General features: G+C 53.1%; 12 protein-coding genes. 2 read left to right on the top strand and 10 right to left on the bottom strand.

The window, feature by feature from the left end:
* Positions 1-52: 52 nt before the first annotated feature.
* Positions 53-1,354, top strand: coding sequence for an MFS family transporter (locus tag MRY16398_RS06290; protein WP_125124003.1), 1,302 nt, complete (start codon positions 53-55; stop codon positions 1,352-1,354).
* Here MRY16398_RS06290 and MRY16398_RS06295 read toward each other — a convergent pair.
* The 5 genes from MRY16398_RS06295 to trxC all read right to left on the bottom strand — a co-directional run bounded on the left by MRY16398_RS06295 (position 1,351) and on the right by trxC (position 7,070).
* On the bottom strand, positions 1,351-1,674 hold the full coding sequence (locus MRY16398_RS06295) for a YfiM family lipoprotein (RefSeq protein ID WP_039079773.1): 324 nt from the start codon (positions 1,672-1,674) through the stop codon (positions 1,351-1,353). The genes MRY16398_RS06290 and MRY16398_RS06295 overlap by 4 nt on opposite strands.
* Before the next feature lie 47 nt (positions 1,675-1,721).
* Positions 1,722-3,077 carry a CDP-diacylglycerol--serine O-phosphatidyltransferase gene (gene pssA, locus MRY16398_RS06300; RefSeq protein ID WP_125124004.1) on the bottom strand — a complete coding sequence of 452 codons (1,356 nt, stop codon included), beginning with the start codon at positions 3,075-3,077 and terminating at the stop codon, positions 1,722-1,724.
* Between the two features lie 114 nt (positions 3,078-3,191).
* Positions 3,192-5,852, bottom strand: a complete 2,661-nt coding sequence (locus MRY16398_RS06305; protein ID WP_125124005.1) for a bifunctional acetate--CoA ligase family protein/GNAT family N-acetyltransferase — start codon at positions 5,850-5,852, stop codon at positions 3,192-3,194.
* 32 nt (positions 5,853-5,884) lie between these two features.
* Positions 5,885-6,583: a tRNA-uridine aminocarboxypropyltransferase gene (locus MRY16398_RS06310; RefSeq protein WP_125124006.1), complete on the bottom strand. Its 699-nt coding sequence runs from the start codon at positions 6,581-6,583 to the stop codon at positions 5,885-5,887.
* Positions 6,584-6,650: 67 nt separating this feature from the next.
* Complete coding sequence (gene trxC, locus MRY16398_RS06315; RefSeq protein WP_039079547.1) at positions 6,651-7,070, bottom strand: thioredoxin TrxC; 420 nt, start codon at positions 7,068-7,070, stop codon at positions 6,651-6,653.
* Positions 7,071-7,273: 203 nt separating this feature from the next.
* Here trxC and MRY16398_RS06320 point away from each other — a divergent pair, with 203 nt between their 5' ends.
* Entirely contained in the window at positions 7,274-8,353 is a 1,080-nt protein-coding gene (locus tag MRY16398_RS06320) for a tRNA/rRNA methyltransferase (RefSeq protein ID WP_039079548.1), read from the top strand.
* An 85-nt stretch (positions 8,354-8,438) separates the two neighbouring features.
* Here MRY16398_RS06320 and MRY16398_RS06325 read toward each other — a convergent pair whose 3' ends face one another.
* The 5 genes from MRY16398_RS06325 to MRY16398_RS06345 all read right to left on the bottom strand — a co-directional run bounded on the left by MRY16398_RS06325 (position 8,439) and on the right by MRY16398_RS06345 (position 13,665).
* A complete protein-coding gene (locus MRY16398_RS06325) occupies positions 8,439-8,855 on the bottom strand; it encodes a desulfoferrodoxin family protein (RefSeq protein WP_232034383.1) in 417 nt (138 codons plus the stop codon).
* A 142-nt stretch (positions 8,856-8,997) separates the two neighbouring features.
* Positions 8,998-10,668 carry a medium-chain fatty-acid--CoA ligase gene (fadK, locus tag MRY16398_RS06330; RefSeq protein WP_125124007.1) on the bottom strand — a complete coding sequence of 557 codons (1,671 nt, stop codon included), beginning with the start codon at positions 10,666-10,668 and terminating at the stop codon, positions 8,998-9,000.
* A gap of 29 nt (positions 10,669-10,697) precedes the next feature.
* On the bottom strand, positions 10,698-12,029 hold the full coding sequence (locus MRY16398_RS06335; protein ID WP_125124008.1) for an MFS transporter: 1,332 nt from the start codon (positions 12,027-12,029) through the stop codon (positions 10,698-10,700).
* Between the two features lie 62 nt (positions 12,030-12,091).
* A complete protein-coding gene (locus tag MRY16398_RS06340; RefSeq protein WP_079496138.1) occupies positions 12,092-12,376 on the bottom strand; it encodes a ferredoxin family protein in 285 nt (94 codons plus the stop codon).
* On the bottom strand, positions 12,373-13,665 hold the full coding sequence (locus MRY16398_RS06345; RefSeq protein ID WP_125124009.1) for an FAD-dependent oxidoreductase: 1,293 nt from the start codon (positions 13,663-13,665) through the stop codon (positions 12,373-12,375). The genes MRY16398_RS06340 and MRY16398_RS06345 overlap by 4 nt, the downstream gene beginning before the upstream one ends.
* Between the last annotated feature and the right edge of the window lie 20 nt (positions 13,666-13,685).

The raw sequence follows: 13,685 nt of genomic DNA on the forward strand, positions 1-13,685 counted from the left end.
GCGTAATCTGATTTATATAAAAAATCGAAGATGTCCAATCAAAGGGGGAAATATGGCAGATGTCACCACTCGTCCTGAGCATAAAACAACCGATTTGACCGATGTACGTCGCAGAGTGTGGGCAATCGTTGGTGCGTCATCGGGAAATCTGGTGGAGTGGTTTGATTTCTATGTTTATTCATTCTGTTCGCTCTACTTTGCTCACATCTTTTTCCCTGCCGGAAATACAACGACCCAGCTACTTCAGACGGCAGGCATTTTCGCCGCCGGATTTCTCATGCGTCCGATAGGCGGCTGGCTGTTTGGGCGTATTGCTGATAGGCATGGGCGCAAAACGTCGATGCTGATTTCAGTATGCATGATGTGTCTGGGATCTCTGGTGATCGCTTGCTTACCGGGTTATGAAAGCATTGGTACGTGGGCCCCGGCATTGTTATTACTGGCAAGACTGTTCCAGGGGTTATCTGTGGGTGGCGAATACGGCACCAGTGCAACTTATATGAGTGAGATTGCCGTTGAAGGACGTAAAGGGTTTTATGCCTCTTTCCAGTACGTAACTTTGATTGGGGGTCAATTGCTGGCGCTTCTCGTGGTCGTTGTTCTTCAGCAGATCCTTGATGATGCTGAGTTACGTGCATGGGGCTGGCGTATTCCCTTTGCAATTGGCGCCGCACTGGCTGTAGTCGCGCTCTGGTTGCGTCGTCAACTGGATGAAACATCGAAAAAAGAGGTACGAGTATTAAAAGAGGCTGGGTCGCTTAAAGGGTTATGGCGTAATCGCCGGGCGTTTGTGATGGTGCTCGGCTTTACCGCAGGCGGTTCACTAAGCTTCTACACCTTCACGACATATATGCAAAAATATCTGGTTAACACGACCGGTATGCATGCCAATGTGGCCAGCATTGTGATGACCGTGGCGTTATTTGTTTTTATGCTTATTCAGCCCCTGATAGGTGCCTTATCCGATCGCATTGGTCGCCGTGCTTCCATGCTCTGTTTTGGTGGGCTGGGGACGCTCTTCACGCTACCTATTTTAAGTGCGCTACAGTATGTCTCATCACCCTATGCCGCCTTTGCATTAGTGATGATGGCACTGCTCATCGTGAGTTTCTATACATCAATAAGCGGTATCCTGAAAGCCGAAATGTTCCCGGCACAGGTCCGTGCGCTGGGCGTGGGCTTATCTTACGCCGTTGCCAATGCGTTATTCGGCGGGTCGGCTGAGTACGTTGCGCTGTCGCTGAAATCGGCAGGTATCGAGACGGCCTTCTTTTGGTATGTCACTGCGTTTTGCGCACTGGCATTTATCGTTTCGTTGATGCTACACCGGAAAGGTAAAGGTATTCGTCTTTAGTGATTGGCTAGCTGCCAGACGGCGTAACCCGTGGTAGCGCCTGCAACATCCCAGGCAAAATCTTTCCAGCTCCAGCCGCTTCCTGCCGGGCGGCTGTCCCAAAACTCTTTTGATGCGCCAAGGCTAACAGAAAACATCAGGCCATAAACGGCACTGCGATCGCGACTAATTCCCTGATGTTGTGCATACTCGTTGCCCGCAGCGGAGAGCATGGCAGAAGCAATAAAATGCTGTGCTTTATCCTGCCCGCTCCATTGGTCATTTGCCATGTGCGCACACCCGGTTAAACACAGTACACTCGTCAATATTAAGCATCGCATCATAGAGGAACCTGAAAAAAAGCCCCATCAAATGATGGGGCCGGGTGTTACAGAATGCGGCTGATAAGTTTATCGATACGAATTCGACGTAAGCGGCGAATGAGCTTGCGTACTTTTACCGGATAGTCGGCGATACTTTGCAGATCGCGGTAATGGTTAACTACCGTGGTATGGGTACGGATAAGATCCAGCTCTTTGTCACGCTGAGCCGCTAATTGATGTTTCGGGTCGTGGATCAGAATGGCATTTTCCAGATCCAGGCGCCAGGCACGCGGATTAAGGTTATTCCCCGTCAGCAGCACCCATTCGTCATCAACCCACATCCCTTTCAAGTGATAGCTGTTGTCGTCGTCTTTCCACAAGCGCACGACCAATTGATCGGTATTGACGTAATACTGCAGACGGCTCAGGAAACGGCGCAGGTTAATTTCATACAGATAAGGCAGGGCGCCAATAATTTTAAAAGGTTGATCTTCTGGAATAAAAAAGTCATTAGCCGTTTTATCGCCAACGATAATTTCGACTTTTTTGCCTTCACGCAGGAGCTGAATAATATTGCGTACCAGCACAGCTGGCAGGTTGAAATAAGGTGTGCAGATAACCAGCTTCTCTTCCGCACAGGGCATCAAATGGAAAATGGTCTTATTCAGCAGGCTGGTTTTTCCAAGTCCAACTAATGGCGTAACCGAAAGCTGATCGTTATCGGCATCGCCCTCAAAATGATAGGCCGCGTCGCGTAATTCCTGACGATACAGACGAATATCATTTTTGATTTCAGGGCTTTTCGGACGTTGCGCGTTGTCGAGACGATTTACGCCGCGCCCTTCAATCAGGTTTTGTTTGACCCAGCCCAGCATGATATCGGCCATTTTGGGATTGCGGATAAGCTGGTAGCGGTCGTAGCGGTATTTATCGTGTTGGTGGAGATAGACATCGTTCAGGCTCGCGCCGCTATACAGCACGCTATCGTCGATAATGAAGCCTTTAAAATGCAGTACGCCAAGCGCTTCACGGGTATTGACTGGCACGCCGTAAACGGGAATATCAATGCCTGGGTTTTCCTGCGCCATACGGCAATACCAGTCGGCATTGGTGTTGGATGCTGCCGCGCCAATACGACCACGCTGTGCCCGGTGCCAGTCGACGAGCACGCAGATTTCAAGCTCAGGGCGCTGACGTTTGGCGTCATAGAGGGCGTTCAGGATACCTTTACCGCCATCATCCTGCTCAAGGTAAAGAGCGATGATGCAGATACGGCGTGTTGCGCTGGCAATTTTTTCCAGCAATGTCTCCCTGAAAGTAGCGGGAGAGTAGAAAAACTCTACATCATCAACTGATTGGGAAAGCTTGGGTAGTTGGGCAAGGTGTTGTTGATGTTTATTACGCTTAAATTTTGACAACATCACAGTGCGTTTCTTCTCTGTTTATTGAAAGGGCTTCTGTCCGATAACCCCGACAGAAGCGGACAATGATAACACCAGTACCTGTGAAAGTGGTCAACATTTCCAGTACCTTACTCAGGATTCACCGGTCTGCTTCAGATTCAGGGACAATCCAACGATCCCGTCCTCAAGCTGAATGTCGACCTCGAATCCCAGTTTACGCGCCAGAGTCACCATGCCGCGATTGTTTGGCATAGTAATACCATTCAAACGCTTAAGTCCGTGATCCCGAGTGTAACTGATGAGCTTTTCCAGTAACCGTCGCCCAAGACCCAATCCTTTCAAATCGGAACGAACCAACACAGCGAATTCGGCATCAATGTTATCCGGGTCAGAGATGGCGCGGGTTACGCCAAGGATCTCATCCTTTCCTTCTACCTGACGCACTGCAACAAATGCCATTTCCCGATCGTAGTCGATCTGCGTCATATTCGCTAAATCATCATGAGTAAATTCGTTGATCTCGCTGAAATAGCGGTAGTACAAATCTTCCTTTGTTACCCTGGCGATGAACGCCTGTAGCTGCGGTTCATCCTCAGGAAGAATAGGGCGGAAAAGCGTGGTCTCGCCGTTTTTTAGCTCAACGGTCTCTTCTAGCTGCTGCGGATAGGGGCGAATCGCGAGACGACTTTCACCGTTGCCGCTAAACGCCCCGACCGTGAGGGTGACATCAAGTGCGGTGAATTCATTGCCGGAGGCAAGCAGAGGATGAATGTCCAGGCGCTGGATTTCCGGGCAGTGCACAATAAGGTTTGAGACCTGCACCAGGAATTGACTTAGCCCGGCGATATCCAATGTGCGCAGGGCGCTACGCCCGCGGATCTTCTTATTTTTAATGGCCTGGATAACCAGATAACGCGCCAGATTCATATTCAGCGGTGGTAGCGCAACGGCGGCCTGCTCCTGTGCGCGCCACTCGACGCCGCCTTCTCCCAACATGATAAGCGGACCGAACACCGGATCGGATTCGACGACCACACGAAGTTCCTGCGCACCGGCACGGTTTGCCATGCTTTGTACCTGCAAGCCGTGAACACGCGCCTGCGGCCAGTTCATTTTGACGCGATCGATAATCGCATCTGCTGCCTGTTGGACCTCTGCCGCAGTGCGCAGGTAAAGCATAACCCCCTGGACCTCAGATTTATGAGGAATATCCGGCGAACGTAATTTTAGCGCTACGGGGTAACCAATCTGTTCGGCAATATGTACCGCTTCGGCGCTATCACCAGCAATCCACGTCGGCAGTGTCTGGATACCCCAGGCGCTGAGTATCGGCTGCACTTCATGAGTATCAAGCGTGGTTGCCCCTTCTGTGATCGCCTGTTGCAGTAACTGATGGGCTTCGGCCGTATTGGCCGTCAGGTGAGTAGGCAAGGCGGGCGTTTCACGTAATTGCTTCTGGTTACGCCGGTATTCAACCATATGCATAAATGCGGTGATCGTCCCTTCTGGCGTACGGTATGTCGGCAGGCTCGCTTCGCTGAATAACCGTCGCGCTTCCTGGGAAGAATACTCGCCACACCAGTTTGTCAGCACCGTAATGTATTTACCGCGTGGATGTTTTTTCAGCGCCTCAATGAGCGCCAGAGCGCTCTCTCTGCCAGGGGCGGCGGCGCTCGGAGAATGAATAACCATCAGCGCATCAAAATCCTGGCTGTCGAGCAGGATCTCAAGTGCGGTGGTGTAGCGATCATTGCTGGAATCATCGCGTAAATCCAGCGGATTACCCACATTGACATAATCGGGTAATCCATTGCGAAGCCTTGCCAGCGTATCGTCACTCAACTTTGCCAGTTTGCCATTACGCGACCACAGCTGATCGAGCGCCAGTGCGGCAGGGGCGGCACCGTTACTGATGATCATCAGCCGGTCGCCGCGAAGCGGGCGCATGTGACTGAGCGTTTCGACGGCGGAAAACAGTTCGTGGGTGTCTTGCACACGCAGCAGACCGGCACGCTGAATGGCGGCATCCCAAGCCGGATCCAGCCCGGCACGGGTTTGCAAAAGCCGCTGGGCTTCGGGGCTACGGCCACTCTTGATAACCAGAATGGGTTTATTGCGTGACGCGCTGCGAGCCGCCGAGACGAACCGGCGCGCGTCGCTTAAATGTTCGAGATAGAGCAGAATGGCGCTGGTTTTGGTATCACGTGCCAGGAAGTCCAGCAGTTCATCGACGTCGATATCCAGGCTGTCACCCAGCGCAATAAAATAGGAAAACCCCATCTCACGTTGCTGAGCCCAATCCAGGATGGTGTTGGAGACGGCGGCGGATTGCGAAATAAATGCAAGCTTGCCACGGGTAATCGGTACCGGGGAAAAGCTGGCATTAAGACCCTGCCAGGGCGCGAGTAACCCCATACTGTTTGGCCCGAGCAGGCGCATCTGGTAACGCCCTGCACAGTTCAGCAGTTCGGCGTGTTGCTCAGGGGTGGCAGAAAGAATAATGCAGGTTTTACAGCCCTTTTTACCAAGCTCTTCCAGCAAAGGCAGATTACGTTTTGCATTGGTACAGAGCACGGCGAGGTCCGGCACATAAGGCAGGCTGGCGATATCGGGCCAGGCCAGTACGCCAAGTACGGCTTTGTACGCGGGTGTCACGGGTAAAACCGGCCCGGCAAAACCGCCAGCCAGAAGATTGCGCATCATCAGGAAACCGGCGCGATCCGGTTTCATTGATGCCCCGATCACGGCGATCGACTTGGGACGTAACAACGCTTCCAGCCCACGTTGGCTCATACCGGCCTCCAGTAAAGAGTGACCTGATGATTTTAAACGTTTTCTGGTTCTTTTGCTGTGACGCTACGCTGATGATTCGCTTTACCCGCCAGGTAACGTTCGCGAAAGAGGGAAAAATGGGTGCCCAGACTTTTCGCGGCAGCTTGATCGCCTGCTAAATCGAGAAGCGCAATCGCGACTTCGGCAGTGCAGTACAGATCGTCGGCATGCGACTCACGCAGACGATAGGCTGAAATCCGTGATAAATCGACGGAGATAACCGGCAGGGCGTCCAGATAGGGGCTTTTGCGAAACATTTTGCGTGCTTCGGTCCAGGTCCCATCCAGCATGATAAATAGCGGCGGTTTTCCACAGGGCGGTGCGGATAATACCTGCCGTTCGTTTCCTGCATAGGATGCGGGAAAGACGACCATCGGCTGATAGTCTTCGCTGTTGCATAAATCAATAAGCGCCTGGGGTGGCTCAGTACGTGACCAGAGAAACGCCGTTGTGTCAGGCAGAATATCGGCGATAAGCCTGCCAGTATTGCTGGGCTTCATGGGTTCCGTATCGAACATCACCAGGCAGAACCGGCTGCGGGCCGTACTGGGTTGCAAGGTGTCGCACAGGCACTGTTGTTTTGGCAGCAGGCAGCGCTGGCAGCGAATAACGCGATTGCCTCGGGCGAGGAAAGGGCGAGTGGAACGAGCAATACGCATTGCCCGGAGCGTGAGTACGGCGTTATCAGTCATGAGAATCGCGTGAAAAACGCCATTGTCGCAGAGCTGAAAACGGGGCACAAGATGTGCCCCGCCAGGATTAGAGAGATTCGTTAAGCCAGCTATTAAAAGGGGCTTTGGGAACGGCGCCGCTTAAGATGTCGACAACCTCGCCATTTTTGAACAACATAATGGTTGGGATGCTGCGGATACGAAAGCGTGCACTGAGTTCGCGTTCAGCTTCGGTGTTCACTTTGACGAAGCGAACTTTGCCGCTACGCTCTTCCGCCACGTCTTCAAAAATCGGTGCGAAGCTACGGCACGGACCACACCAGGGTGCCCAGAAATCGACAACGACCGGCAGGTCATCTTTCAGCAGTTTATCCAGTGTTTCGCCAGTGGCGTTAATCACATCGCCGTCGAACAGCTCATGTCCACAGCGTCCGCATTTTGCGACATCGCTAATGCGCGCTTCGGGGATGCGGTTAAGCGCCTGGCAGCTTGCACATACGGTATTCATAACTAACCTCGGGAGAGCAGTGGTACAGAGTGGCACAAGGCCGATATGTTTCTAATATGTTACATATTATTGATGAAGTGGTTTTAAACGACAACGCGTTTTATTCAATGAGTACAATAGTCGATAGCTTTTGAACGAATTAATGGCTAAGCGCCGACACATCAGGTAATCTGCGCGCTCGCGCAGCGCTGGTGGAGAAAAGCATGAACGATGAACTGAAAAACAAAAGCGGCAAAGTCAAAGTGATGTATGTCCGCAGTGATGATGATTCCGATAAACGCAGCCAAAACCCGCGTACCGGGAAAGGGCCTGCTCGTAGCGGATCGTCTCGTGCCGATGCTGGCCGTCGCCCCGCTCGCGAAGAGAAAAACAGTGGCCGCCGTCCTGCTCGCGAAGAGCGAAGCAATGATCGTGGTCGCGACCGTGACCGTCCACAGAGTGATTCCCCGTGGCGTACCGTTTCCCGCGCGCCGGGTGACGAGACGCCAACAAAGCCGGATCACGGCGGTATCAGCGGTAAAAGCTTTATCGATCCGGAAGTACTGCGTCGTCAGCGTGCGGAAGAGACCCGCGTTTATGGCGAGAATGCCTGTCAGGCGCTGTTTGCCAGCCGTCCTGACTGCATCGTGCGCGCCTGGTTTGTTCAGAGCGTAACCCCGCGCTTTAAAGAAGCACTGCGCTGGATGGCGGCTAACCGCAAAGCCTACCATGTGGTTGATGAGGCTGAGCTGGCAAAAGCGTCCGGTACTGAACATCACGGTGGCGTTTGCTTCCTGATCAAAAAACGTAACGGTACCAGTGTTGAGCAGTGGGTGGCACAGGCCGGCGCCGAAGATTGCGTTCTGGCGCTGGAAGATGTGGGTAACCCGCATAACCTGGGTGCGATGATGCGCAGTTGCGCGCATTTCGGCGTGAAAGGCGTTCTGTTGCAGGATGCGGCCGTTATCGAATCCGGTGCTGCAGTTCGTACGGCGGAAGGCGGTGCGGAGCACGTGCAGGCGATTACGGGCGATAGCGTTATCGAGGCGCTGGATGCTTTCCGCAAAGCTGGTTATGCCATTGTGACCACATCCAGCCATAAAGGTACGCCGCTGTTTAGCGCCACGTTGCCGAAGAAAATGGTGCTGGTGCTGGGTCAGGAGCGTGACGGTCTTTCCGATGCTGCGCTTGATAACGCGGATCTGAGCATCTCGATTAACGGCACCAATAACGTTGAGAGTCTTAACGTGTCTGTAGCAACGGGTGTGTTGCTGGCAGAATGGTGGCGTCAAAACAAAGCCTGATAAAACCACGATCAGCATGCCTTCACGGCATGCTGATTTCTTCTCTCCTCTGTCTGTTCGCTTTACCCCCAGAGCAGATGCATCATCAAAATGAATGCTTCCATAACCCATGCTGATTGCACCAACTGTATGCGGTGAACCCTCGTTTACAGTTAAATTTGCATCGGCTGCCTTTACAGACCGGACGATCGCAGTAGACGTACGCATCGTTTTCGGCCAGTGCGAAGGTGGCTTCTGGCAGATCGCCTGGCCTGAGGAATTTAAACTGGCCACCCTGGAAGGTATAAACGTAGATCCACAGCAGGCGGTGATCGTCTGTCATCGGATGTGGCGTTGTACCGATATTCACCGTCAGGGTATTTGATTCAAAGCCGCCGGAAATCGTCATCTGCGGCAGGTGGTCTTCTGCCAGCGCATCGTCTGTATTCTGCGGGGTTAATGCACTCAGCGTTTCGTCACAACAGCGTAGTTGTGTCTCGCCGCCGTTGTTATTAATGGTCACAAGAAATTGTCCGCACCGGGGACAGTGATAAAACGTAGGCTCCCCCTGGATAAAAGACGGCTTGGTGCTGTTTTTTATTCGTGTCGATGTTTTCGGCTGTGTTCTGCCGGAAAGGTTATTGTTAATAAGCACATTGGTATCCTTATTTGGATATGGCCTCGTCGAGTGCCGGGGATGCGTTTTCTCGGGAGGCAAGGGCCAGGCGCTGAACGATATCTTTGCGTAACATGAACTTTTTGACTTTCCCGGAGGCCGTTCGCGGTAAATTGTCGACCACCACCAGGTGCTCCGGATATTTATATTTAGCGATGCGTTTATGGGTAAAGAAACGGATGATATCTGCCAGTACCAGAGGTTGTTCTTTATGGGTCAGTACCACATAGGCACATGAACGTTCTCCCAGCCGCTGGTCTGGCATCGCGACGACGGCGGCGTCTCGAACATCAGGATGCTGCAACAGAATATCTTCCACTTCCCGGCTACTGATATTTTCACCGCCGCGAACAATGATGTCTTTTTTTCGCCCGGTAATTTTAAGATACCCTGCCTTGTCGACCCGGCAATAATCCCCGCTGTAATACCAGCCTTCATCATCAAGTGCCTGTGCCGTTAATTCCGGTTCATCGAAATAGCCGACAAACACATTCGGGCCGCGAGAAGCTTCTTCACCTTCGGTATATTCCGGCAGAGTGTTTCTCTTTTTATCGACGACTCTGATCTCCACTCCGTTTACCGCCGCCCCGTCCGTATTCACCTGGCGAATAAGCGAGTCTTCGGGACGGACGATGGCATGTGGCGCACTCTCCGTACTGCCATATACCCCCAGCAATGGAACTCCGGCTTTGTGGTAATCACGCACCAGTTTGCCCGGAATGGTGGTCCCGCCGCACAGAAAAAAGCGCAAAGAAGAGATATCGCACTGGCGGGCCTGCATCGCCTTAAGCAGATCGCACGCAAACGGTGTTGCCCCCATAATGCAGGTGCATTTTTCCCGTTCAATGATCTCAAGGCACTGCTCCGGGTTAAAAATATCCAGCAATACGCTGCGGGCACCCATCATAAACGGGGCGGTGACCCCATGCATAAAACCCGTGGCGTGGGCGAGTGGTGCTGGCATCAGCATAATATCCGTGCTGTTCAAATTAAGCGTTGCGCAGTAGGCCCGTTCGCTGGCGATGATATTATTGTGCGTCAGCATTACCCCTTTAGGGTGGCCCTCTGTACCGGAAGTGAACAGCAGTGCGGCCAGGTCATCGCTTTTTGTCGCAATGGCCTGAGCTAATGGTGGCGTGTTTGCCAGTATCTGGCTCAAAGACAACTCGTGCCGGGCGGGCTCGAGCTTATCGACCGCAATCACCTTCTCCAGCCAGGGAAGCAGCGGGCGCAGCGCGGGCAGCATTTGAATGGGACGAACATTTTTAAAGCGCGTTGCGGTAAAGAGAATACGAGCCTGACATTTGTTCATGATCCATGCCAGTTCAGACTCCCGAAATGCCGGGAGCAGCGGCACGACGACGGCGCCGCATTTGAGACAGGCAAGATAGATAACGGTAAACTCACACCAGCCGGGAAGTTGCAGGGCGACCCGATCACCCGGCTGGATACCGTTTTCCACAAGCCACATCGCCAGCGCGCCTGCTGCGTTATCGAGTTCACGGTAGGTATACGCTGTGCCGTGGTTGTCGCTGACGGCGATTTTATCCGCCGACGCCTTTGCCGACAGATGCCAGTAATCCGCCAGCGTCGCGTCACCCCAGTATCCTTGTTGTCGATAACGCATTTTCAGCGCCTCGTTGATTTTCATGGTTGTCATTCCGTCGTTGTCCCTGGACATAACCTGGCCTAATGAGTTTTGGCGATAGCTCTTCGTTGCTTTTTGCAATACAGCGCCAGCGCGCCTGCCACCAGAGGAAGCGGCAGAAACATAAAGACTTCACTGAATGTCCAGCCCGCCGCCAGCATGGCTGAACCCGCACCTGCGCTGGTTATGGCACCCAGACGGCCAACTCCCGTCGCCCAGCTCACGCCGGTGGCCCGAATGGACGTTGGATAAAAATGAGCGGCCAGCGCATAACAACCGGGGCTGATACCATTGACGGTAAACCCGAGCATCAGAACCAGAACACATAGCACCGGCAGTGACGGGATATGCATCCCCAGAATCAGTGCACTGCAGGCGCCCCCCAGCAGGGTCAGAATGATGGCGCAATGCCTGCCCCAGCGGTCCATTTCAATGCCGATGCAGAAATTGCCCATCATGCCGCCAATCTGAAATACCGAACCCATGATGACGGCCTGTGACAGCGTCATCCCGGTGTCCCTGACCATCAGCGGAAGCCAGCTTGATAACAGATAGACACAGAACAAACCGGCAAACAGTGTTAGCCACAGCGCGAGGGTGCCAAAGGTGTATGGCGGATGCAGAAGCGATCTGGCAGTACTGGCATGTGCTTTTTGCGGCTCAGAGGTATAAAAATGGGTCTTTGCGTCGGCAATGCCGGGGACGAATTTATTCAGCAAGTGCGTCAGACGCTGTTTATTCGCGGGGTCTTGAACCAGATATTGCATCGATTCCGGCAGGTAACGTATCAGGATGAGCGCGAATATTAACGGTAATACCCCGCCGGTAATTAAGACGGAACGCCAGCCAAAGGTACCGAGTAATTGCTGGCTCAGCAGACCGCCCAATGCCGCACCGGTATTAAAACCGCAGTGGATTACGGTTGCCAGGCGCGAGCGATAACGCCAGGGGGCATACTCTGCCACCAGCGTGGTGATATTGGGCATCGCAGCCCCCAGCCCCAGGCCGGTAATAAAGCGAAAAAAGGTCAGGCTGGATAAATTCCACGACCACGCAGAAAGCAGGCTGCTTGCACCAAAAAATATGACAGAGCCAATGATGAGTTTTTTACGCCCGTAGCGGTCAGCCAGCGGCCCGGAAATAAGTGAACCGGCAGCCAGACCAAATAAGCCGCTCATCATCACCGGACCTAACATATGGCGGGATATCAGCCAGTCATCGATCAAGGCCGGAGCAATAAAACCTATTGCGGTAACATCAAAGCCATCAATACCTAATACAAAGAACCCTAAAAAAACTATCAGCCACTGGCGTCGGCTAATCGGGTGCTTATCCAGAACGGTACTGATATCAATTTTTTCCTGAGTTGACATAAATCCTCCCCGCACGGGAGAGTGACGTTCACCACAAAGGGTGACGCGAGCGAAAGAGGGGATCAGCCAAAACGAAATTCAACGCCGAAGTTCCCCTGCGGATATTCCCATTTCTCTAATATTGTCCCTTCGCACAACACACGACATGTGCCACATTCCAGACAGCCGGCATAATCAAAATGGATATTTCCTGCCTCATCCTCGCGATATAGCCCGGCAGGGCAGGCAGTGATCAATTTACGAAATTGCGCTTTGTCAGGGTCGGCCACAAGAATAATGTGTGGGTTAGTTTCATCCACTCTGAATTTGTTGACGCCCAGTTTCACATCGACATTTACCGTGCTCATAATGCGCGCCCTCCAGCGATGCCGTCTTTTAATAAATTCATTAACCCGACGCGTTTTCCCTGTTTCAATATCGTCTTCCAGAAGGGCGTCGGTTTGGCGCCATCCACAGTGAAAAGTTCGGACATGATATTGGCCGCCATCTGTGGGTATTGCGTAAAGAGGCGCGGGTTTTCCATCAGGCCAGGCAGCTTGCGATAGTGCCGCATATCCTGCAAGACGCAGCTTTTCTCCAGCGCCTGCGTGTATTTTTCAAGCCGGGCATAGCTGAAATCATTACTCTCTTTTGCGGCAATGATGGTTTGCGCTGCGATATTCGCGGCCTCAATCGCCAGATCCATACCCCGCACGGTAAAGCCGAGGTTCAGACACATTCCGGCGGCATCACCCACGACCAGCACGCCATCGCCCGCCAGTTTTGGCAGCATCTCGATTCCGCCTTCTGGTACCAGATGAGCGGAATACTCAAGCAGCGTTCCCCCTTCGATAAGGGGGCGCACCGCCGGGTGCTGTTTAAAATCCTCCAGCATCTGCGGAACCGATTTTTGCGCTTTTTCAATGCCCCCCAGGCCGCACACCAGACCCAGTGAAATGGATTCACGGTTGGTATAGAGAAACCCTCCGCCCATTAAGCCATCCGACGGGGAACCGGCAAACAGCCAGGCCGCGCCTTCGTCACCCGTTACGCCAAAGCGGTCCTGAATGGTTTGGGCTGGCAGTGAAATGAGCTCTTTAACCCCGACGGCGTAATGATGAGGGTTCGATTTTTGTACCAGTCCAATTGAACGACCTAACAGCGAATTTACCCCGTCGGCCAGCACCACCACGTTTGCCTCAAGGACATCCTCCCCGGCCTGAACTCCGGTTACCCGCCCCTGCTGGTGAATTAACGCATCCACCCGCACGCCTGTGATGAACTGTGCGCCAACCGCTTCGGCTTGTTCCATCAACCAGCTATCAAATCCATGACGCAGAACTGTCCAGGACGCTTGTTCCGGGTTCGCATTGCGAGACGGCGCCTGATAATCCAGCGTGACGGCGCTGTCATTGGTCAGAAAAGAGATCTTCTCTTTGGTAATTTTTCGCTCAACGGGGGCGCTTTGCGCAAAAGCGGGGATGATCTTTTCCAGGCTGTGGGCATAGAGCCGCCCGCCCGTCATATTTTTACTGCCTGCGGTATCCCCCCGCTCAATGACCAGTACGTCCAGCCCGGCATTCGCCATCACATACGCGGCGGTGCATCCCGCCACTCCGGCCCCCACGATAATCGCGTCAAATTTTTCGTCCGACATACTTTTACTCCATTGCCGCC

Source organism: Phytobacter sp. MRY16-398, assembly GCF_003925915.1.
Taxonomy (GTDB): Bacteria; Pseudomonadota; Gammaproteobacteria; order Enterobacterales; family Enterobacteriaceae; genus Phytobacter; species Phytobacter diazotrophicus.